This is a genomic window from Thioalkalivibrio sp., from assembly GCF_041685615.1.
Classification (GTDB): domain Bacteria; phylum Pseudomonadota; class Gammaproteobacteria; order Ectothiorhodospirales; family Ectothiorhodospiraceae; genus Thioalkalivibrio.
Genome location: NZ_JAWLFK010000014.1, coordinates 28254 through 46599, shown reverse-complemented (window position 1 = coordinate 46599; position 18346 = coordinate 28254). Strand labels below are relative to the sequence as shown.

The following is an 18346-nucleotide window of genomic DNA, read 5'->3' as shown; positions in this document are numbered from 1 at the left end:
GCCACCCGGGCCAGGATCAGGGCGAGCGGGATCAGCACGGCCTGAAAGGCCAGCCCGGCCAGCAACGGGTGTCGCGCAATCGTTTGACGGAGGCTCATGGTTGGCGGGCCGGGGCGTGCGGATTCATCCGCGGGAGGATGCCCGATTCCGGGGGCGGTTGTCCCGCACCGAAAAACCCCCGTACCGGACAGGGCCGGGACGGGGGCCGGGTGGCCTGTTGCGGCCATACGGGGGTGGCGGGCGTCAGGTCTTCGCTTCCTCGATGCGGATCAGGGCCAGTTCGTGGAACAGTCCCTTCATCAGGCTGACGCACATCAGCAGCAGCACGATGACGAATGGCAGGCCCGTACTCACGGCCCCCGCCTGCAGTGCGTTGAGCGCCGCCTCGCCACCGACCGCCAGCAGGACCCCGGCGACCACGCCTTCGGTGGTGGCCCAGAAAAGGCGCTGGGATTGCGGTGCGTCGGTCTTGCCGCCCGAGGTGATGGCATCGATCACCAGCGAGCCCGAGTCCGAGGAGGTGATGAAGAACACCAGCACCAGAGCGATCGCCAGGAACGAGGTGATGGCGGTGAACGGCAGGTGCTCCAGCATCTGGAACAGGGCCAGGGAGGATTCAGAGATGCCGTCCGCCAGGGCGCCAACACTATCGCGTGCCTGAGCCAGTCCCGAGCCCCCGAAGGCGCTCATCCAGACGACGGTGACCAGGGTCGGTACCAGCAATACGGCTGTGACGAACTGGCGTACCGTGCGGCCGCGGGAGACGCGGGCGATGAACATGCCGACGAACGGCGACCAGGAGATCCACCAGGCCCAGAAGAAGATGGTCCAGGCGTGGTAGAAGGTCTCGTCCTCGCGCCCGACCGGGTTGCTGAGCGGGATGAAGTACTGCACGTACCCGGTTGCCGTGGTACCGACGTTGGCAAGAAACGCGAGAACGCCACCCGCCACCATCACGAACAGCAACAGCAGTGCGGCGAACAGCAGGTTGATGTTGCTGAGCAACTTCACGCCGCCATGGATGCCGCGCATGACCGACATCAGGGCGATGATGGTCACGCCGATGATGATGGCGACCTGGGTGTTCAGGCCGGAGTCGATGCCGAACAGGAACTCCATGCCCGAGGCGGCCTGCTGCGCACCGAGGCCCAGCGAGGTGGCCAGACCGAACATGGTGGCCAGAACGGCGAGGATGTCGATGACGTGGCCGATCGGGCCCCAGACGCGCTCACCAAGGAGGGGATAGAACGCTGAACGGATGGTCAGCGGCAGGCCCTTGTTGTAGGCAAAGAACGCGAGCGCCAGGCCGACGACCGCGTAGATTGCCCAGGGATGAAGGCCCCAGTGATACATGGTGGCGCCCAGGGCGGCCTGGCGGGATTCTTCGGTCCCGCCTTCGATCCCCAGGGGCGTTCCGAACCATTCGGTGAAGTAGCCCACCGGTTCGGCCACGCTCCAGAACATCAGGCCGATGCCCATGCCCGCGGCGAACAGCATCGAGAACCAGGAAATGACCGAGAATTCCGGCTTGGCATCCTGGCCGCCGATGCGGATGCGTCCGATGGGCAGGAGGACAAGGGCCAGGCAGAAGAGGACAAAGATGTTGCCGGCCGAGAGGAACAGCCAGTCGAAGGCGCGTCCGATCCCCTCACGTGTGTTTTCGAGGTGTTCGTTCGCCTGTTCCGGAAAGATCAGGGACAGGATGACGAATACGACAATCAGTGCTGCGCTGACCACGAAGACCGGGTTGTGCAGGTCCAGCCCCAGCGGGTTGATGTTCTGCTCGCCAATCTCGTGATCGGTCTCGTATTCGGCTTCCAGTTCCTTTTTCTGTTCCTCGAGGTCTCGTGGATTCTCGCTCACAGTCGCCTCCTTGTGTCGTGTTCTCGGGGGTTGCCGTGGCCGACGGTGCCATCACGGCAACCCCGTGGATTAAAGACGTGCAAGAACCAAAATGCAAAGCGCCGGTGGGACCCCTTGTGTTGTCGACGGGGAACGGAGGATCAGGGGCTTCTGAAAGCCTGATGGCCAGGAACCCCGGACAGTGCGCGGACATGGGTGGCCGCACTGAGCCCAAGGGCGGAAAGGTCGTAGCCCCCTTCCAGAATCGAAACCAGCCGTCCGCCCGCGTGGCGTGATGCTACCGCGGCGAGCGCACGCGTGACCCAGGCAAAGTCGTCTTCGTCGAGATCGAGTCCAGCCAGAGGATCGTCCCGGTGGGCGTCGAAACCGGCCGATACCAGCATGAGTTCGGGCACGAAACGGTCCATCGCCGGTATCCAGTCGCGTTCGATTGCCGCGCGAAAGCTTTTTCCGCCGGTCCCGGCGGCAAGGGGCGTGTGTATCAGATGTTCCCGTTCGGCGCGGGGCGTGTCGGGATAGAACGGATGCTGGAAGCTGGAGCAGTACAGCACCCGAGGATCATCGCGGAAGATGTCCTCGGTACCGTTGCCATGGTGGACGTCGAAATCGGCGATGGCGACGCGCGACAGCGCGTAGTGTTCCAGTGCGTGGGCGGCGGCCACCGCCACGTTGTTGAACAGGCAGAACCCCATGGCGCGGTCGCGTTCGGCATGATGACCAGGCGGTCGAACGGCGCAGAAGGCGTTGTCCGCATCTCCCTCCATGACGGCCCGCACTGCCTCGATGCCGGCACCGGCCGCGCGCAGGGCCGCCTGCAGCGAGTGTTCGCCCATGACGGTGTCCGGGTCGAGCATGGCCTGGTACCCCGAAGCGGGGGCGCTTGCACGGATATGCGCCACATGTGCCGCCGTGTGGACCCGTTGGAGTTGGGCGTCGGTGGCAGGCTGCGGGTCCAGCAGGCAAAGGCCTTCCAGCAGCCCTTCGTCGAGCAGCGCGTTGCGAACGGCGTGCAGGCGCGCCGGTCGCTCGGGGTGATGCGGCCCGGGGTCGTGCAGCAGGCAGTCGGGATGCGAGATGTAGGCTGTCTGGGTCATGGACGTGTCTCCGCCGGGTGCCTTCCACGAGTATAGGGGTGTGCGGGTCACGGACCCGGTGGTCCTGTGGCGACGGGACCGGTACCGTAGTACCCGCATGAATCGCGCAGGTGGAGGGAAACCGAATGAAAGCCTTGTTGGTTGATCCCGAGCAGCAGACGATCGAAGAGGTGGATGTGGGAGGGCGCGACGACATCGCACGCCTGATCGGCTACGAAACGCTCGAATCGGACGAGATCGGGCCGGATGGTGATCGCCTGTTCTTCGACGAGGAGTGCTTTCTGCGTGGCACCAGCGGGCGCTTTCAGATTGACAGCGTAATCCCGGTGTCGGGCAAGGGGCTGGTGGTCGGGAGTGCCGACGATCGTGCCAGCCTGAAGGACGTGGCCTCCGATCCGGCCTCCCTGCAAACGCGGCTGAAGTACCTTTAGGGAAGCACGGATCCGTGTTTCCGTGGATGGCTTCAGCGCAGCTGGCTGTCCTTCGAGGCACGCCGGTTGTAGGGGCTCGTGGCCTGCTGTTCGGCGTCCTGCGCTTCCTGGCAGGCCACGCACAGGCGCACGCCCGGAAGGGCCCGGCGCCGACCCTCCGGAATGGGCGCGCCACAGTCCTCGCAATGCGAAAGGCTGTCGCCGTCGGGAATCTGGCTGCGCACGCGCTGCAGGGCATCTTCCACCGTGTGGTCGATCTGCTCCTGCTCCGCGCCATCCTTCGCCCATCCGCCTGCCATTGCGTGCCCTCGCGTCGAGGTGGTTAATGTCCATCTGACTGCTGGAACCGGCCGTGGAGTTCCACTGGACGGGCGGGGCACTGCAGTTTTCGGCCGGTTTCAGCCGTGGCCGAATTCGCGGACAACGTAGTCGATGTCCTTGTCGCCGCGGCCGGAGAGGTTGGCGAGGATGGCCGTGCCCGGATTCTCGCGGCCGTGCTTCGTGGCCCAGGCGACGGCATGGGCGCTTTCCAGCGCCGGAATGATGCCCTCTGTGCGCGAGAGCTGGTAGAAGGCATCCAGGGTCTCGTCGTCGTTGATGGCGTGGTAGGCGACGCGCTCGGTGGTCTTCAGGTAGGAGTGCTCCGGGCCGACACCGGGATAGTCCAGCCCGGAGGCGATGGAGTGGACCGGGGCCGGATTGCCTGCCTCGTCGGCCAGCAGCATGCACTTGAAGCCGTGGATCATGCCCGGCTTGCCGTAGGTCATGGTGGCGGAGTGCTCGCCCAGTTTGGTGCCGCGCCCCAGCGGTTCCACGCCGTTCAGCTGTACCTGTTCGTCCTCGATGAAGCCGGCGAACATGCCCATGGCGTTGGAACCGCCCCCGACGCAGGCGACCACGTGGTCGGGCAACTCGCCTCCGCTCATCTCCAGATATTGCTCGCGCGCCTCGATGCCCACCACCGACTGGAAGTTACGCACCATCAGCGGAAACGGGTGCGGCCCGACCACGGAACCGATCGCGAACAGGGCCTCGTCCGCCTGCGAGAGGTACGACTGGAAGGCGGAATCCACGGCCTCCTTCAGCGAGCGGCCGCCGAAAGACACGGGCACCACCTGCGCCCCCATCAGCTTCATGCGGGTGACGTTGGGCGCCTCCTTGGCGATGTCGATCTCGCCCATGTGGATCTCGCACTCCATGCCGAAGTAGGCCGCCGCGGTGGCCAGGGCCACGCCGTGCTGGCCGGCGCCGGTCTCGGCGATCAGCTTCTTCTTGCCCATGTGCTTGGCCAGCAGGGCTTCGCCCATGCAGTGGTTCAGCTTGTGCGCGCCGGAGTGGTTCAGGTCCTCGCGCTTGAGGAAGATATGTGCGCCCACCGAGCGGCTCAGGTTGTGGGCGTAGTACACCGGCGTCGGGCGCCCCTGGTAGTGCTTGCGGATGTAGCGAAGCTCGTTGAGGAAGTCGCCGGAGCGGGCCAGAGTTCGGTAGGCATGGTTGATCTCGGCGAAGTGCGGTTCCAGCTCCGGCGGCAGGAACGCGCCGCCGAATTCACCGAAGTAGCCTTCCGGGTTGGGGAAATCCTTCAGATACGACATGGGCGGTCTCGATGCTGGATGGGTTGTGATCAGGGGCGTCCGGCCGCGCGGGCACCAGGGCGTATGATCCTTCGCGCGGCGCGGGATGCCAAGCCCGGGCCACTGGACCGGCACGCAGGTGGTGTCGGCGGGTGCTGCGGGACACGCCATGACGAAGAAATGGGACCGTCGTCGCGCGGCGTGCAGCGCCGGGGGGTCGCCGCGGGTGCCCGGGTGCCCGGGGAACATGGCTAGTTCCACCTGTTTGCCGCGCACCCTGCGTGGCCTTGCAACGGGGGTTCAAAGCTGCGTTCACTGTGGGCGGTGGTGCGGCCCTTTGCGGGGGTGGGATCAGAAGTCGAGCCGGTTGTAGCGGATGACGCGTTCGAGCTCGCCGGGGTCCAGCGCGAGGCCGTAGTTCTGCTGCAGGCGGGCATGCAGATCGGTGGGGCTTGTCGGGGCCGGATCCATCTCGCGGGCGAACTGGCCGACATCCTCGATGACGGCCCAGGGGTAGAGGATCCAGCGCCACTCCTGTACGGCCTGGCTGCGGAAATCGGCGCGGCAGCTTGTGGTGGCCTTTTCGTGCAGCACGGCGGTGCGCACCGCGACCGGCCCGAAACCCTCCAGATGGGGGCGGGCGGCCGCCAGGGTGTCCCCGGAGTCGTTCACGTCGTCCACCAGGAGCACGCGCTCGCCGCGCACGTCTCCGGCGAGTGGGACGGTGACCGCCGCGTGCTGCTTTTCGCGGGCGCCCGAGGTGTAGTGCTCGACCTTGAGGCTCAGGAGCTTGTGCACGTGCAGGAAGTCGCACAGGAAACGGGCCGGCATGAAGCCGCCCCGGGCGATGGCGACGATGCAGTCGGGTCGGAAGTCGCTGGCCAGGACCTGCCGCGCCAGGTCGTCGGCGGCACGGACCACCTCGTCCACGGTGATCAGCTGGACCGGCATCCTGCTGGGTTCAGCCATGCGCTGCGATCTCCACGCCCGCTTCTTTCATCTGCATTCGGGCCTCCGTACCGCCTTCCGGCGTAACGGGCAGCGAGGCATACGGGATCAGGTGCACGGCAAAGCCCTCCTTGCGCGCGTCCAGCGCCGTCGCGGCCACGCAGACGTCCAGGGCCAGGCCGCCGAGCCAGATCCGCGTGACGCCCCGTTTGCGCAGCTCCTCCCCCAGACCGGTCTGATCGAAGGCGGAGTACTGGTCGTGATCGAAGCGGACCCCCTTGGTGACCTTGATCGTGTTCGGAGGCAGGGCGAGGTCGGCATGGAACCGGGCTCCGGGAGCGTCCTGCAGACAGTGCGGAGGCCAGGGGCCACCCTGTTCCTCGAAGCTCGGGTGTCCGGCTGGATGCCAGTCGCGCGAGGCGTAGACCGGAATTTCCAGTGCAGCCGCGGCGTCCAGCCAGCGGTTGAGGACCGGGATCACGGTATCGCCGTGGTCGATGGCCAGGGCGCCACCGGGGCAAAAATCGTTCTGCACGTCGACGATCAGCAGGGCGTCCCCGGTTTGCAGGTGATCGCGTGGGTTGTCAGTCATTGGCATTCCCTCCGTGTGTCCCTTGCCCCGATGCCGCATATCGGGCCCGGACGGTGCGGGTGACCGCATCCTGGTGTGCCTGTAGCGCCGGGCTGACGGACACCGGGTAGGGCGTGTCTGCGGGCTCGATAGCGCGGATCGAAGGGGGCAGTTGTTCCAGTTGGTGCGCGGTGTGGCTGCGCAGCACGTCCAGATCGCGAGTATGCGCGGGCAGGCGCTGGCCCTCGCGCATCACCGGCTGCAGTAACGGCTCCCCGGGTTGGTTTTCGTCCTGGCGGCCGATGATGTCGCCCGCGAACAGGCCGTCTTGATGGCGGCGAAAGATCTGCTTGGCCCCCGGCAGGATGGGCTTGCCACTGGAGAGCTTCAGGCGGCCCTCGCCGGCGTATTCTGCCAGCTTGTAGGCAATGTCCAGGTCTGGCACGTCGGTGGAGATGCCCATGCTCGTGCCGACGCCGAAGGCATCGATCGGCGCCTGCTGTGCCAGGAGATCGCCAATGGCATATTCGTCGAGCCCGCCACTGGCGAAGATCCCGACCTGTTGCAGGCCGGCATCATCCAGCATCTCCCGTGCCTGCCGGGCCAGGGCCCCCAGGTCACCGGAATCCAGGCGCACGGCGTTCACGCGGAAGTCGTCGCCCAGCTCGTCGCCGAGCTGGATGACCCGGCGCACGCCCTCGAGCGTGTCGTAGGTATCGACCAGCAGGACGGTCTCCGGATAGAGCCGGGCAAAGGCGGCGAAGGCCTCGGATTCGTCATGGTGCGCCTGGATATAGCTGTGCGCCATGGTGCCGCTCACCGGTATGCCGTACGCCTTGCCTGCCAGGACATTGGATGTGCTGGTCACCCCGGCGACATGAAAGGCGCGCGCGCCTTTCACCGCCGCATCCAGCCCGTGCATGCGCCGGGCCCCGAAGTCGACCACTTGTCGACCTCCGGCGGCCGTCACCAGCCGGGCGGCCTTGCTGGCCTGAACCGTCTGCAGGTGGATCTGGTTCATCACCAGGGTTTCGATCAGCTGCGCCTCGGGCAGCGGTGCGGTGACCTCCAGAATGGGTTCGTTGGCGAAGACGGGCGTGCCCTCGGGCACGGCGCGGACCGACCCGGTGAAACGAAAACCCTCCAGCCAGCGCAAGAACCGGTCGGAGAAGCGGTCGAGGCTGGCGAGGTAGTCGAGATCCGACGCCTCGAAGCGCAGACCCTCAAGTTGTTCCAGGACCGTATCCAGCCCGCAGGCCAGCAGATAGTTACGCCGTTGCGGCAGGCGGCGCACGAACAGGCTGAAAACCGCGGGGGCGTGCAGGCCCTCCTCGAAATAGGCCTGGAGCATGGTCAGTTCGTACAGATCGGTGAAGAGTGCCAGGCCATTGCTGTTCGGGGCCGTTGTGCGTCCGGCCCCGGTCATGATGTCAGCTCCTCCAGGATCTGCGCATGGATGTCGCGATCGGCGTCGGTGTGCAGGACAAAGCGGATGTGGCCGACCGCGTCCAGGCGCGGGGTGGCCTCGATGACCGTCTGCAGGGCGATCCGGGCGGCCTCTTCGATGGGGTAGCCGAACGCGCCGGTGGAAAGCGCCGGAAAGGCGATGCTGTAGACTCCGGCTTCTTCCGCCCGGAGCAGGGCGTTGCGGTAGCAGGCGGCCAGCAGCCAGCTGGCCGGCTCGTCATGCCCGTAGACCGGCCCGAGGCAGTGGATCACGAAGCGGTTGGGGAGGTTGTGGGCGTCGGTCAGGACCGCCTGGCCCGGTTCGATCGGGGCCAGGGGCTGGCATTCCCGCTCCAGCCCCGGGCCGGCCGCGCGATGGATCGCTCCCGCCACGCCACCCCCTGGGCGCAGCCAGGCGTTGGCAGCGTTGACCACTGCGTCCATGTCGCGCTGTGCGGCGATGTTGCCGGTGGTGCATTCGATGGTGATGTCGTGGACCTTGACCCGCATGTGTTCCCCCGTCCGGGATAATCGTGGCCTTGCCGGCCCCTGCCCCAAGCATAGGGCATGGGTTCCGGGCGGGTGAACCGGTGCTCAGCGCGTCGCTCCGGCGAGCCGGTCGCGTACCGCGGCGGTCAGCTCCAGCGAGTGTCGCCTGGCCGCGTGGTCGAAGGTGGAGGTGGTGATGATCAGCTCGTCGGCGCCGGTCCGTTCGAGAAACCGGCGGATCCCGTTTTCCACCGTGTCCGGCGACCCGATCCCGGAGCAGGCCATGGTCTGCTCGACGATGGCGCGTTCAGCCCGGTCGAGCCGCTCGCGGTAGCCCTCGATGGGGGGCTGGATCGCTTCCGGGCGCCCGCGGCGCAGGCTGACGAAGGCCTGTTCCATGGAGCTGGCCAGGGTCCGGGCCTCCTCGTCGGTGGCGGCGGCGTACACGTTGTAGCCGAGCATGGCGTAGGGGCGGTCCAGCCATGCGGATGCCCGGAACTGGTCACGGTACAGCGCCAGTGCGTTCATCAGGTGGCCGGGGGCGAAGTGAGAGGCGAAGGCGTACGGCAGGCCCATGCGGGCGGCGAGCTGGGCGCCGAACAGGCTGGATCCCAGGATCCAGACGGGCACGCGCTGCCCGGCGCCGGGTATGGCCCGGATCACCTGATCCGGCTGCGGATCGTCCAGGTAGCCCAGGACCTCGGCGACGTCCCGCGGGAACTGCTCGGGGTCGATGTCCGGGGCGCGGCGCAGGGCGCGCGCGGTGGTCGGGTCGGTCCCGGGCGCGCGGCCCAGGCCGAGGTCGATGCGGCCCGGGTACAGCGCGTTCAGGGTGCCGAACTGCTCGGCGACCACCAGCGGGGCATGGTTCGGCAGCATGATCCCGCCGGCGCCCACCCGAATGTGCTTTGTGGCCGCAGCGACCTGGCCAATCATCACCGCCGTGGCCGCGCTCGCAATACCCGGCATGTTGTGATGCTCCGCGAGCCAGTAGCGCTGAAAGCCAAGGGCTTCGGCGTGCTGCGCGAGGTCGAGGGTGTTGTGCAGCGCCCGGGTGGCGTCCCCGTCGGCAGTGATCGGGGCGAGGTCGAGTACGGAGAATGGGATCATGGGTTTGATTGTACCGACACGCCGGGCTGTCGCGGGCGCCGACACGCATGGCGGGGTCTATAGTTCAGGGAGACGCAGTGCGGAGAGTGAGCCATGAGTATTTCCAGGACCCTGAACAACTTTCTGGACGAGCATTCGGTGACCTACCAGTTGGTTCGCCATCCGCATTCCGATTCGGCCAGCCGCACGGCCGAGGCGGCCCACGTGCCGGGTGACGCCGTGGCCAAGGCGGTCCTGCTGGTCGAGGAGGACGGCCAGTACCGGCTCGCCATCGTGCCGGCGACACGCCGCGTGAAGCTGGGTCGATTGCACCGCCTGCTGGGCGAACACGTAGGCCTGGCCACCGAAGAGGAGGTGGCCCACGTGTTTGCCGACTGCGAGCGGGGTGCGATCCCCGCCCTGGGTTCCGCCTTCGGGCTGGAGACCCTGGTCGACGACAGCCTGCTGGAGCAGCGCGATGTGTACCTTGAGGCCGGCGATCACGAATCGCTCGTGCATCTGCGCGAGGCGGACTTCCTGTTCCTTCTCGGCCAGCCCCTTCGAGGCCAGTTCAGCGCTCATGTTTGACAGCCCCCGATGCCGGACGAGCGCGCGTCCGGGGTCGCCCGGAGAACGCGGATTCGGCTACCTTCTCCGGCAACCAGGTGAACCGGAGCGAGTGGATGACGACGATGGATCCGTTCCTGGAGATGGCGCTGGACGAGGCACGGGAAGGCCTGGGCGAGGCCGGAATCCCGATTGGCTCGGTGCTGGTGCACCAGGGCGAGGTGATCGGGTACGGCCACAATCGGCGAGTGCAGCAGGGCAGCGCGATCCTGCACGCGGAAATGGATGCCCTGGAGAACGCCGGGCGCCAGCCGGCGCAGGTGTACCGCGAGTGCACGCTCTATACGACGCTGTCGCCCTGCGCGATGTGCAGCGGGGCCATCGTGCTCTATGGCATCCCACACGTGATCATCGGCGAGAACGAGTCGTTTCTGGGCGAGGAGGAGTGGCTGCGCGGGCATGGCGTCCAGGTAGACGTAGTGCAGGATCCGGGCTGTCGCGAACTGATGCGTTCATTTATCGAGACGCATCCCGAGTTGTGGCAGGAGGACATCGGCGACTGAGACCGGTGCCACCGGCGGCTCTCCGTCCCGGTGGTGCGGTTGCAAGGCGGACTCAGGGGCCTTCGCGCGGGGGCGGGTCGGCGTAGGGGTAGTCGCTGGCCTCGAGGTTTTCCTGGAAGCTCTCGAGGCGTTCCACGGCCAGATCGGTGCGGTTGAACTGGGCGATGTGGAACAGGGCATCGCCCTCGTTGATCAGCGGCAGGTTGAGTCCGCCGATGATGATGCCGGACGCGGGGGCCAGGATCTCGGTCTCGGCCTCGCCGAAGGGATCGGAGACGATGGCGAGCCGGGTCTGGTCGCGGAGAACCCGGTCGCCCTGGCGCACGAAGGTCCGCAGGATGCCGCTTTGCGGCGCCCGTACCCAGCCGCTGGTGCGCGCCATGATGGGCTCCTTGCGCGGTCGCCGGCGTACGGCCGGCAGCATCTCCAGATGGCGCATCACCTCGATGATGCCGTGTACCCCGCCGCGGATGGAGAGTTCGTCGAAGCGCAGGGCCTCGCCGGCCTCGTAGAGCAGGATCGGGATCTGGCGTTCCGCGGCCGCCTCGCGCAGGGAACCGTCGCGCAGGGCCGAGTTGAGGATGACCGGCGCACCGAAGGCCCGGGCGAGTTCGCGGGTTTCCGGGTGGTCCAGGTTGGCCCGGATCTGCGGCAGATTGGAGCGGTGGAGGGCGCCGGTATGCAGGTCGATGCCATGGGTGCTGCGCTGGACGATCTCGCGCATGAACAGCCGCGCGACCCGCGCGCCCAGCGAGCCCTTCTGGGATCCCGGGAAACAGCGGTTCAGGTCGCGCCGGTCGGGCAGGTAACGGCTCTGGTTGATGAAGCCGTGCATGTTGACCACGGGCACGGCGAGCAGGGTGCCTTTCATGCGCCGCAGCGCCGGCACCTTGAGCAGACGGCGGATGATCTCGACGCCGTTGATCTCGTCCCCGTGGATGGCGGCACTGACGAACAGGGCCGGCCCCTTGCGCCGGCCGCACAGCACCTGAACCGGCATATTGGTGGGGGTGTGGGTGTACAGCGCCCCCAGCTCCAACTCCACCGTGCGCCGTTCGCCGGGACGGACCGTGGTGCCGCCGATCGTGATCGGCTTGTTGCGCAGTGCTCGGGGTGCGCCGGGCACTAGTGGGCCCTGCGGTTAATCAGGTAACGCTCAGCCGTCGCATAAGCGTTGTGGGCAAGGCGCGCGAGCGCAGGACTGGCCGTCGCCCATTCAATCGAGCGGGACGCAGCCCACGGCGCTTGTACGATGGCCCTTCCGGAGTCACTGTGCCGGCGCGACTCGGCGTTGCGTTGCTTGGAAAGGACGCTGCCATTCCCTGCGAAACGCGCCTTGATTCGCGCCCGCACAGTGGCTCTGAGCGTTACCTGATTAACCGCAGGGCCCACTAGCCGCGCCCTTTGGTCTTGGTCCGGTTGGGCTTGCCGTTTTTCTCGATGAAGTCGATGATCATGCCCGCGACGTCCTTGCCCGAGGCGTTCTCGATGCCCTCCAGCCCGGGCGAGGAGTTGACCTCCATGACCACCGCGCCGTGATTGGAGCGCAGCAGGTCCACGCCGCAGACGTTCAGGCCCATGACCTTGGCCGCGCGCACGGCGGTCGCGCGTTCCTCCGGGGTGATGCGGGACAATGTGGCGCTGCCCCCGCGGTGCAGGTTGGAGCGAAACTCGCCTTCCTTCGCCTGGCGCTTCATCGCGGCGACGACCTTGTCGCCGATAACGAGGCAGCGGATATCCGAGCCCTTGGCCTCCTTGATGTATTCCTGCACCAGAATGTGCTGTTTCAGGCCCATGAAGGCCTGGATCACGCTCTCGGCCGCCTGCGTGGTCTCCGCCAGGACGACGCCAAGGCCTTGCGTGCCCTCCAGCAGCTTGATCACGCAGGGCGCGCCCCCCACCGTGGCCAGCAGGTCGTCGATGTCATCCGGCGAGTGAGCAAAACCGGTGACCGGCAGCCCGATGCCCCGGCGCGACAGCAGCTGAAGGCTGCGCAGCTTGTCGCGCGAGCGGGAAATGCCGACCGATTCGTTCAGGGGGTAGACGTTCATCATCTCGAACTGGCGCAGCACCGCCGTGCCATAGAACGTGATCGATGCCCCGATGCGCGGAATGACCGCGTTGAACTGGTCGAGGATGTCGCCCTTGTAGTGGATCTGCGGGCTGTGCGCGGTGATGTTCATGTAGCAGCGCAGCGGATCCACCACGCGTACCTCGTGGCCGCGCTGGTCCGCGGCCTCGACCAGGCGCCGCGTGGAGTAGAGCTTGCTGTTTCGCGAGAGGATGCCGAGTTTCATTCAGGCGCCTGCTGGGCTGTTGGGTTGGGTGCATGGTGGCTGGCGACGAACGAGGCCTGCGGGTCGACCAGGAAGCGACCCCGCATGGCCTCGCGGCCGAGCAGCATGCGGAAAAGCATGGTATCGCGGCTGGTCAGGGAAAGTTCAACGGGCAGCATGATCGACCCGAGTTGTACCCGGGTGGCGATGAAGTAGCGCTCGGCGGTGTGCCCGCCCGAGTCGGTTACGCTGCGCATGTCCAGTACCGGCGCTTCGCACCAGACTTCGGTTTCGGCATCGTGCTGGTGGGGGTGGATGCCGAAGCGCACCCATTCGCGACCGTCGTGGGTGAACGGATCGATCCGGAAGGTGTGCAGGGCGGAACTGCGTGCGCCGGTGTCGACCTTGCACTTGATTTCGGGGATGCCGAGATCGGGGAGTCCGACCCATTCGCGCCAGCCCAGAATGGGCCGGTCGCCAGGGAGGGCGGCGCTGTGGCTGGAAGGGGACGGGCGATCCACGTCGGCTCCCGGTGCGGGTGGAAGCCCCACTATAACGAATCACCCGTCCGGGGCGAGCGGGAAGGGAGCCCGGACCCGGGCTCCCGGGGAAAGGCTCAATCCTCGGCGATGGCCGCGTGGGTCAGGTTGTCCAGCGCCTTGCTCATGGTGTCCAGGACGTCGTCCCGGTCGTCGATTCCGTGGCGTTCGGCCATCCATTCCGGATCGTTGTAGGCCAGCCAGGTTTGGCCGTCGTCGTCGGTCCATGCCAGCGCCTTCATCGGCAGGTCGATGCCCGCGGTCCGCTGGCTGGTGAACATGTGGCTGCCCAGTGCGGGGTTGCCGAACAACAGGAGTTCCGTGGGGCCAAGGTCAATATCCACGTCCGCGGCCTTTGCGGCGTGGTCCCAGCGCAGGGCGACACCCACATCGTTGGCCTCGAGCGCTTTCTCCAGGCGGTCCAGGGTGTCGGAGGCGGAATGCGGGCTGGCCTTGGTGATCATACCCGGCACGTCGGCGGCCAGCGCCGGCATTGCGGCCAGGGCCATGGGCAGCAATGCGGTCAGAAGCATCTTCTTCATGGCAGGGTCCTTGTATTGCGGATCGATCGTGTGATGGGTGGTCAATTGCGAGGGACAGTCACATTGATCGCTTCCGTAGAAGGTAGACGATCGATGCAGAAATATCAGCGACGGGGCCCTGGAACCGTCTTCCAGCGGTGCCATGTGCGAAGTGGGGCGCGACAGAATTCGGAAGTACGACCCAGGGTGACCGGCGATCGCCCCGAGGGTTACTGCATGTACGCGTAGCCTTCTTGCTGCAGCTGGATGATTTCGCCATCCGCCATCGGTACCACTTGCACGAAGCCGTGGACGTCCTCGGGCTCGACCCCGTGGCTGTGAGCGGCTGCCGCGCACATCCGGAATTCGATATTCCCGGATTGGGTAAGCGAGTGCACGCGCTCCATCAAGTCGCGGTTTTCTTCCAGTTTGTCGCCGGTGAACAGCGGGATCTCGTCCCCATGCAGGACCGCGACAATGTGCGAATCGAAGGGGTCGGCCTCGTAGACGTTGTTCAGAAAGCTGATCCGGTCCAGCACACCCTCGAGCGCCTCCGCATCAGGCACCGCAATGTCATAGACCACCCGTTGAGGCTCATATGTCTTGTCGGCCAGCTCCGAGCTGCCCCAGGGCATGTTCTCATCCGCCATGATGGTCAGGGGCATGGCAAGAAGGCCTGCGATGGCCGCAATCAGTACCAGTGGACGGATCAATCTCGTGTTGTTCATCGTGATCTCCTAGTTAACGGTGCCTTTGTGCACTTCTTGTTGACGTGACAGGTGGGGGCCATCATCCGCAAGGTCGCTAAACCCGGGTTCCCGGCGCCTGGTTGCGCAGGACGCGTTCGAGGACGGACTCCATGGCGAAGGTGATGCGCCGCCCCAGGGTCTGGGGGCGGTGATAGGTCAGTTCGAAGACGTCCGCCTCGCGCGTCAGTTCCAGTAGCAGATCGTCGCTGGTGCGGAGTTCGTCCGCCAGCCCCATCTCGCGGGCCTGCTCGCCGTACCAGTGTTCCCCGGTGGCGACCTGGTCCAGGTCCAGTTGCGGGCGGTAACGGGCCAGGAAGGTCTTGAACAGTTCGTGGGCCTCTTCCAGTTGTTCGCGGAATTTCTTGCGCCCCTCGTCGGTGTTCTCGCCCAGCATGGTCAGGGTGCGTTTGTATTCTCCGGCGGTCAGCAATTCGACGTCGATATCGTTGCGTGACAGCCAGCGGTGAAAGTTGGGAATCTGCGCAACCACGCCAATCGAGCCGAGGACCGCGAACGGGGCCGCCACAATGCGGTGACCGACCGCCGCCATCATGTAGCCGCCGCTGGCGGCGACGCGATCGACCGCGACGGTCAGGTCCAGCCCGCCTTCGCGCAAGCGTGCCAGCTGGGCGGCCGCCAGACCATAGGAGGGCACCAGTCCCCCGGGGCTCTCCAGGCAGACAATGGCACGGTCCTGTTCCGGACGTGCCATGGTGAGGATCGCGGTGATCTCCTCGCGCAGGCTCTCGACGCTGGAGGCGCGGATGTCGCCGTCGAAGCGCAGCACGTACACGCGCGGGCGCTCGGCGGCGGTGTTGCCATCGCCTTTTGTGGCGTCCGCGCCGGTTTGTGGTCCGGTTTCCGGCGGGGTGCCCGGGCGGGTCCCGGCGCCCGGTGGCGAATCGGTGTTTGCGCGTCCGCGTTTGCGCCTGATCCAGTCGCGCAGGCGTTCCATCCGGCCGCGGCGGTGTTCGACCGCCCGGCGCACGGTCTTTTCCATCCGCTCGAAACGATCGTTCAGGCGCTTGACGTTCAGGCGGTCCGGCCGACGCTCGCGCGAACGGGCGATCAGGCCGGCGATTGCACTCAACACGATGATCGCGGCAAGGACGGCCGTGGCCGCCTTGGCGAGGAAGAGTCCGTATTCCTGAAGAAATTCCATTTCGTGTCCCGGTTGGATGGGGTGCTCGAAGTCGGTGCGTGCATAATGCCAGCATGGATACCGATACAGTTGAAGACCCCCGTAGTGCGGGACGGTTTCACGGGCGCGAAGGTTCCGTGGCCGGTCCGGTACCGGAGCCAATCATCCACGCCGGATACGCGACCCTGAGCCTGCGCCAGGTCGACGAGTGGAACGGGGTGCCCAAGGGCACGGCCTTTCGCCTGTTCAAGGCGCGCAAGGATCAGTTGCGCGAGGGGATGGATTTTTTCTACATCCCGGAAGGCCGCGATCCCGAACTGACCGAGACCCTGCGCCTGGATGGCCGGATCTATCCCTCCACCGTGCACCTGGTCCTGCTGACCGGTGCGGCTTATGCCCGCCTGCGCGAGGAGTGGCACGCCCGTGCCCACAATCCGGGTTGTGGGTGCCCCGACGAGCACTAGGGAGACACGGATTCATGTACACGTTCGCGTGGGTGCTCCCTGTGTTCCGAGACCGGGCGCGCACCCGGCGTTGCGGTTCCCTTGTGCAGCATGACGGCACGGCCGTCACCGCGCCTTGTTCGCCCGCAAAAGCGACCCGGGCGCGAATATGCACATCAATCGGCGTTTCCCCGCTGGGGCGGCGGTGCGGGCGGGCCGACTGATGCGGGTCACCCTGGAACAATGGCGGATGCTGCAGGCGGTGGTGGAGGCGGGCGGCTTTGCACACGCCGCGGAACGGGTGCACAAGAGCCCGTCGAGCATCAATCACGCGGTGCAGAAGCTGGAAGAACAGCTGGGCGTGGACGTATTCCAGGTGCAGGGGCGCAAGGCCGTGCTCACCCCGGCGGGTGAGGCGCTGCTGCGCCGGGCCGGGCACTTGCTGGAAGAGGCGGCGGAGATCGAGACCCTGGCCGGCGCGCTGGCGGCGGGGGTGGAGTCCGAGATCCGGCTGGCGGTCGACCAGCTCCTGCCCCGCGAGCCGGTGATCGGGGCCCTGGAAGCCTTCTCGCGGGCCTACCCGGCCACCCGGATTCAGTTGCACGAGGTGGTGCTGAGCGGCGGGCCGGACATGCTGCGGGATGCGGCCGTGGACATCCTGCTGGGGCCGGAACTGCCCTCCGGCTATCTCGGGAGTTGCCTCGGCGAGTTGTCGATGGTCTGTGTCGCGCATCCGTCGCATCCCCTGGCGCAGGCGGGCAAGGCGTTGACCCGGCGCGACCTGCAGGCGCATCGCCAGGTCGTGGTGCGCGATTCGGGTGACCAGGGTTCCGGCGAGGGCGGCTGGCTGGAGGCCGACCAGCGCTGGACGGTCTCGCACATGGGAACGGCCTGCGAGGTCCTGCGTTCCGGAATCGGGTTCGCCTGGGTGCCGGAGGATCGCATCGCCGGGGATCTTGCGGCGGCGCGTCTGGTCGAACTGGACCTCGAGGCCGGGGCGCGCCACATGGTGCCGTTCTACATTGCCCATGCCGATCGCGACCGTGCGGGCGCGGCCAGCCAGGCCCTGATGGGGACACTGGAACAGACCTTCCGGGCCCCGCCATCAGCCTGACCGGGTCGAGTGGGAGCGTGCCCGCACGCGAAGCCCCGGCGCGCACGTGATAATGGTGGCGACACCGGACCCAACACGAAACCACAAGGAACGAACCGATGTGCGGGATCGCAGGAGAATTCGTCTGGGGCGAGCGACGCGCGAGTGGCGAGGCCGTCGCGCGCATGCTGCCCTGCCTGGAACGCCGCGGGCCGGACGCCGATGGGCTGTGGGCCTCCGGGCGTGTGGCCCTGGGGCACCGCCGGCTGTCGATCCTGGATCTCTCGCAACGCGCGCACCAGCCGATGTTCGATCCGGAGACCGGGCTGGCGCTGGTTTTCAATGGCGCGATCTACAACTTCCGCGCGCTGCGTAGCGAACTGGAAGGCCGTGGCCATCGTTTCTTCTCCAGCGGCGATACCGAGGTGATCCTGCGCGGCTACGCGGAGTGGGGCGAGGGGATCGTGGCGCGGCTGCACGGCATGTTCGCGTTCGCCCTGTATGACGGGAGCGCCCAGCGCCTGTTGCTGGGCCGCGACCGCATGGGCATCAAGCCGCTGTATCTGGCCCGCGTCGGCGGGGGCATCCGCTTCGCCTCCAACACACAGGCCCTGCTGGCGGCCGGCGGCGTGGATACCCAGCTGGATGCCGAGGCCCTGCACCTGCTGTTCTCGCTGCACGCGGTGGTACCCGCGCCGCGTACCGTGTTGCGCGGCATCCGCAAGCTCGAGCCGGGCCACTACCTGAGTATCGATGCCCGGGGCCAGGAGCGGCTGCAGCGCTACTGGACGCTGCATGCACACCGCCCGGCCGAGCCGGTATCGGACGGCGAATGGCAGGAGCGCATCGAACACGCCCTGCGCAGTGCCGTGCGCAAGCGCCTGGAGGTCGCCGATGTGCCCGTCGGCGTGCTGCTCTCCGGCGGGCTGGATTCGTCGTTGCTGGTCGC

At 66.8% G+C, this 18346-nt stretch carries 21 protein-coding genes and 1 pseudogene; 6 read left to right on the top strand and 16 right to left on the bottom strand.

The features are described from left to right. The 3 genes and pseudogenes from ACESLR_RS04735 to ACESLR_RS04725 all read right to left on the bottom strand — a co-directional run. A pseudogene (locus ACESLR_RS04735) lies at positions 1-98 on the bottom strand (CPBP family intramembrane glutamate endopeptidase); the annotation flags it as partial. A 145-nt stretch (positions 99-243) separates the two neighbouring features. Next, positions 244-1863: a BCCT family transporter gene (locus tag ACESLR_RS04730; protein WP_373024634.1), complete on the bottom strand. Its 1620-nt coding sequence runs from the start codon at positions 1861-1863 to the stop codon at positions 244-246. A 140-nt stretch (positions 1864-2003) separates the two neighbouring features. After that, the gene (locus ACESLR_RS04725) at positions 2004-2957 is read right to left on the bottom strand and encodes a histone deacetylase family protein (RefSeq protein ID WP_373024633.1); all 954 of its coding nucleotides are present in this window, start codon (positions 2955-2957) and stop codon (positions 2004-2006) included. Positions 2958-3082: 125 nt separating this feature from the next. Between ACESLR_RS04725 and ACESLR_RS04720 the strand changes: the two genes are divergently transcribed. Next, positions 3083-3388, top strand: coding sequence for a hypothetical protein (locus ACESLR_RS04720; protein WP_373024632.1), 306 nt, complete (start codon positions 3083-3085; stop codon positions 3386-3388). Positions 3389-3420: 32 nt separating this feature from the next. Here the strand turns inward: ACESLR_RS04720 and ACESLR_RS04715 are convergent, their stop codons facing one another. The 7 genes from ACESLR_RS04715 to ACESLR_RS04685 form a co-directional block, all read right to left on the bottom strand. Further along, positions 3421-3687, bottom strand: coding sequence for a DksA/TraR family C4-type zinc finger protein (locus ACESLR_RS04715; protein ID WP_373024631.1), 267 nt, complete (start codon positions 3685-3687; stop codon positions 3421-3423). 99 nt (positions 3688-3786) lie between these two features. Next, positions 3787-4983, bottom strand: a complete 1197-nt coding sequence (gene trpB / locus ACESLR_RS04710; protein ID WP_373024630.1) for a tryptophan synthase subunit beta — start codon at positions 4981-4983, stop codon at positions 3787-3789. Positions 4984-5313: 330 nt separating this feature from the next. Continuing rightward, entirely contained in the window at positions 5314-5931 is a 618-nt protein-coding gene (locus ACESLR_RS04705; protein ID WP_373024629.1) for a phosphoribosyltransferase, read from the bottom strand. Continuing rightward, the gene (locus ACESLR_RS04700) at positions 5924-6502 is read right to left on the bottom strand and encodes an isochorismatase family protein (protein WP_373024628.1); all 579 of its coding nucleotides are present in this window, start codon (positions 6500-6502) and stop codon (positions 5924-5926) included. Before ACESLR_RS04700 ends, ACESLR_RS04705 begins: the two co-directional genes overlap by 8 nt. Beyond that, the gene (locus tag ACESLR_RS04695; RefSeq protein ID WP_373024627.1) at positions 6495-7907 is read right to left on the bottom strand and encodes a nicotinate phosphoribosyltransferase; all 1413 of its coding nucleotides are present in this window, start codon (positions 7905-7907) and stop codon (positions 6495-6497) included. Before ACESLR_RS04695 ends, ACESLR_RS04700 begins: the two co-directional genes overlap by 8 nt. Beyond that, positions 7904-8437, bottom strand: coding sequence for a macro domain-containing protein (locus tag ACESLR_RS04690; protein ID WP_373024626.1), 534 nt, complete (start codon positions 8435-8437; stop codon positions 7904-7906). The genes ACESLR_RS04695 and ACESLR_RS04690 overlap by 4 nt, the downstream gene beginning before the upstream one ends. Before the next feature lie 84 nt (positions 8438-8521). Next, a complete protein-coding gene (locus ACESLR_RS04685) occupies positions 8522-9526 on the bottom strand; it encodes an LLM class flavin-dependent oxidoreductase (protein WP_373024625.1) in 1005 nt (334 codons plus the stop codon). A gap of 93 nt (positions 9527-9619) precedes the next feature. Between ACESLR_RS04685 and ACESLR_RS04680 the strand changes: the two genes are divergently transcribed. Both ACESLR_RS04680 and ACESLR_RS04675 read left to right on the top strand, forming a co-directional pair. Then, entirely contained in the window at positions 9620-10093 is a 474-nt protein-coding gene (locus ACESLR_RS04680) for an aminoacyl-tRNA deacylase (protein ID WP_373024624.1), read from the top strand. Between the two features lie 104 nt (positions 10094-10197). After that, positions 10198-10635, top strand: coding sequence for a nucleoside deaminase (locus ACESLR_RS04675; RefSeq protein ID WP_373024641.1), 438 nt, complete (start codon positions 10198-10200; stop codon positions 10633-10635). A 52-nt stretch (positions 10636-10687) separates the two neighbouring features. Here ACESLR_RS04675 and ACESLR_RS04670 read toward each other — a convergent pair whose 3' ends face one another. From ACESLR_RS04670 to sohB, 6 genes are all read right to left on the bottom strand, one after another. Beyond that, positions 10688-11761: a succinylglutamate desuccinylase/aspartoacylase family protein gene (locus ACESLR_RS04670; RefSeq protein ID WP_373024623.1), complete on the bottom strand. Its 1074-nt coding sequence runs from the start codon at positions 11759-11761 to the stop codon at positions 10688-10690. 265 nt (positions 11762-12026) lie between these two features. Continuing rightward, positions 12027-12932 (bottom strand): 30S ribosomal protein S6--L-glutamate ligase, encoded by a 906-nt coding sequence (rimK, locus tag ACESLR_RS04665; protein ID WP_373024622.1) that lies wholly within the window; start codon positions 12930-12932, stop codon positions 12027-12029. Further along, a complete protein-coding gene (locus ACESLR_RS04660; protein ID WP_373024621.1) occupies positions 12929-13432 on the bottom strand; it encodes an ATP-dependent zinc protease in 504 nt (167 codons plus the stop codon). The genes rimK and ACESLR_RS04660 overlap by 4 nt, the downstream gene beginning before the upstream one ends. Positions 13433-13527: 95 nt before the next feature. Beyond that, the gene (locus ACESLR_RS04655; protein ID WP_373024620.1) at positions 13528-13992 is read right to left on the bottom strand and encodes a DUF302 domain-containing protein; all 465 of its coding nucleotides are present in this window, start codon (positions 13990-13992) and stop codon (positions 13528-13530) included. 209 nt (positions 13993-14201) lie between these two features. Continuing rightward, on the bottom strand, positions 14202-14705 hold the full coding sequence (locus ACESLR_RS04650; protein WP_373024639.1) for a DsrE family protein: 504 nt from the start codon (positions 14703-14705) through the stop codon (positions 14202-14204). Between the two features lie 70 nt (positions 14706-14775). Further along, positions 14776-15882 (bottom strand): protease SohB, encoded by a 1107-nt coding sequence (gene sohB / locus ACESLR_RS04645; protein ID WP_373024619.1) that lies wholly within the window; start codon positions 15880-15882, stop codon positions 14776-14778. A 53-nt stretch (positions 15883-15935) separates the two neighbouring features. On the opposite strand from sohB, the gene ACESLR_RS04640 reads away from it, so the two are divergent. The 3 genes from ACESLR_RS04640 to asnB form a co-directional block, all read left to right on the top strand. Beyond that, a complete protein-coding gene (locus tag ACESLR_RS04640) occupies positions 15936-16325 on the top strand; it encodes a hypothetical protein (protein WP_373024618.1) in 390 nt (129 codons plus the stop codon). 202 nt (positions 16326-16527) lie between these two features. Further along, on the top strand, positions 16528-17418 hold the full coding sequence (locus ACESLR_RS04635) for a LysR family transcriptional regulator (RefSeq protein ID WP_373024638.1): 891 nt from the start codon (positions 16528-16530) through the stop codon (positions 17416-17418). 98 nt (positions 17419-17516) lie between these two features. Continuing rightward, positions 17517-18346 (top strand): asparagine synthase (glutamine-hydrolyzing) (asnB, locus tag ACESLR_RS04630; RefSeq protein WP_373066736.1); only part of this gene is annotated, 830 nt, incomplete at its 3' end.

Excerpts from the sequence above, each read along its gene's own strand:
- ACESLR_RS04685 (WP_373024625.1), bottom strand. The coding sequence starts at position 9,526 with ATGATCCCATTCTCCGTACTCGACCTCGCCCCGATCACTGCCGACGGG.
- ACESLR_RS04680 (WP_373024624.1), top strand. The coding sequence starts at position 9,620 with ATGAGTATTTCCAGGACCCTGAACAACTTTCTGGACGAGCATTCGGTG.
- ACESLR_RS04725 (WP_373024633.1), bottom strand. The coding sequence starts at position 2,957 with ATGACCCAGACAGCCTACATCTCGCATCCCGACTGCCTGCTGCACGAC.
- ACESLR_RS04675 (WP_373024641.1), top strand. The coding sequence starts at position 10,198 with ATGGATCCGTTCCTGGAGATGGCGCTGGACGAGGCACGGGAAGGCCTG.
- ACESLR_RS04635 (WP_373024638.1), top strand. The coding sequence starts at position 16,528 with ATGCGGGTCACCCTGGAACAATGGCGGATGCTGCAGGCGGTGGTGGAG.
- ACESLR_RS04640 (WP_373024618.1), top strand. The coding sequence starts at position 15,936 with ATGGATACCGATACAGTTGAAGACCCCCGTAGTGCGGGACGGTTTCAC.
- ACESLR_RS04720 (WP_373024632.1), top strand. The coding sequence starts at position 3,083 with ATGAAAGCCTTGTTGGTTGATCCCGAGCAGCAGACGATCGAAGAGGTG.
- ACESLR_RS04715 (WP_373024631.1), bottom strand. The coding sequence starts at position 3,687 with ATGGCAGGCGGATGGGCGAAGGATGGCGCGGAGCAGGAGCAGATCGAC.
- sohB (WP_373024619.1), bottom strand. The coding sequence starts at position 15,882 with ATGGAATTTCTTCAGGAATACGGACTCTTCCTCGCCAAGGCGGCCACG.
- rimK (WP_373024622.1), bottom strand. The coding sequence starts at position 12,932 with ATGAAACTCGGCATCCTCTCGCGAAACAGCAAGCTCTACTCCACGCGG.
- ACESLR_RS04695 (WP_373024627.1), bottom strand. The coding sequence starts at position 7,907 with ATGACCGGGGCCGGACGCACAACGGCCCCGAACAGCAATGGCCTGGCA.
- ACESLR_RS04690 (WP_373024626.1), bottom strand. The coding sequence starts at position 8,437 with ATGCGGGTCAAGGTCCACGACATCACCATCGAATGCACCACCGGCAAC.
- trpB (WP_373024630.1), bottom strand. The coding sequence starts at position 4,983 with ATGTCGTATCTGAAGGATTTCCCCAACCCGGAAGGCTACTTCGGTGAA.
- ACESLR_RS04705 (WP_373024629.1), bottom strand. The coding sequence starts at position 5,931 with ATGGCTGAACCCAGCAGGATGCCGGTCCAGCTGATCACCGTGGACGAG.
- ACESLR_RS04700 (WP_373024628.1), bottom strand. The coding sequence starts at position 6,502 with ATGACTGACAACCCACGCGATCACCTGCAAACCGGGGACGCCCTGCTG.
- ACESLR_RS04655 (WP_373024620.1), bottom strand. The coding sequence starts at position 13,992 with ATGAAGAAGATGCTTCTGACCGCATTGCTGCCCATGGCCCTGGCCGCA.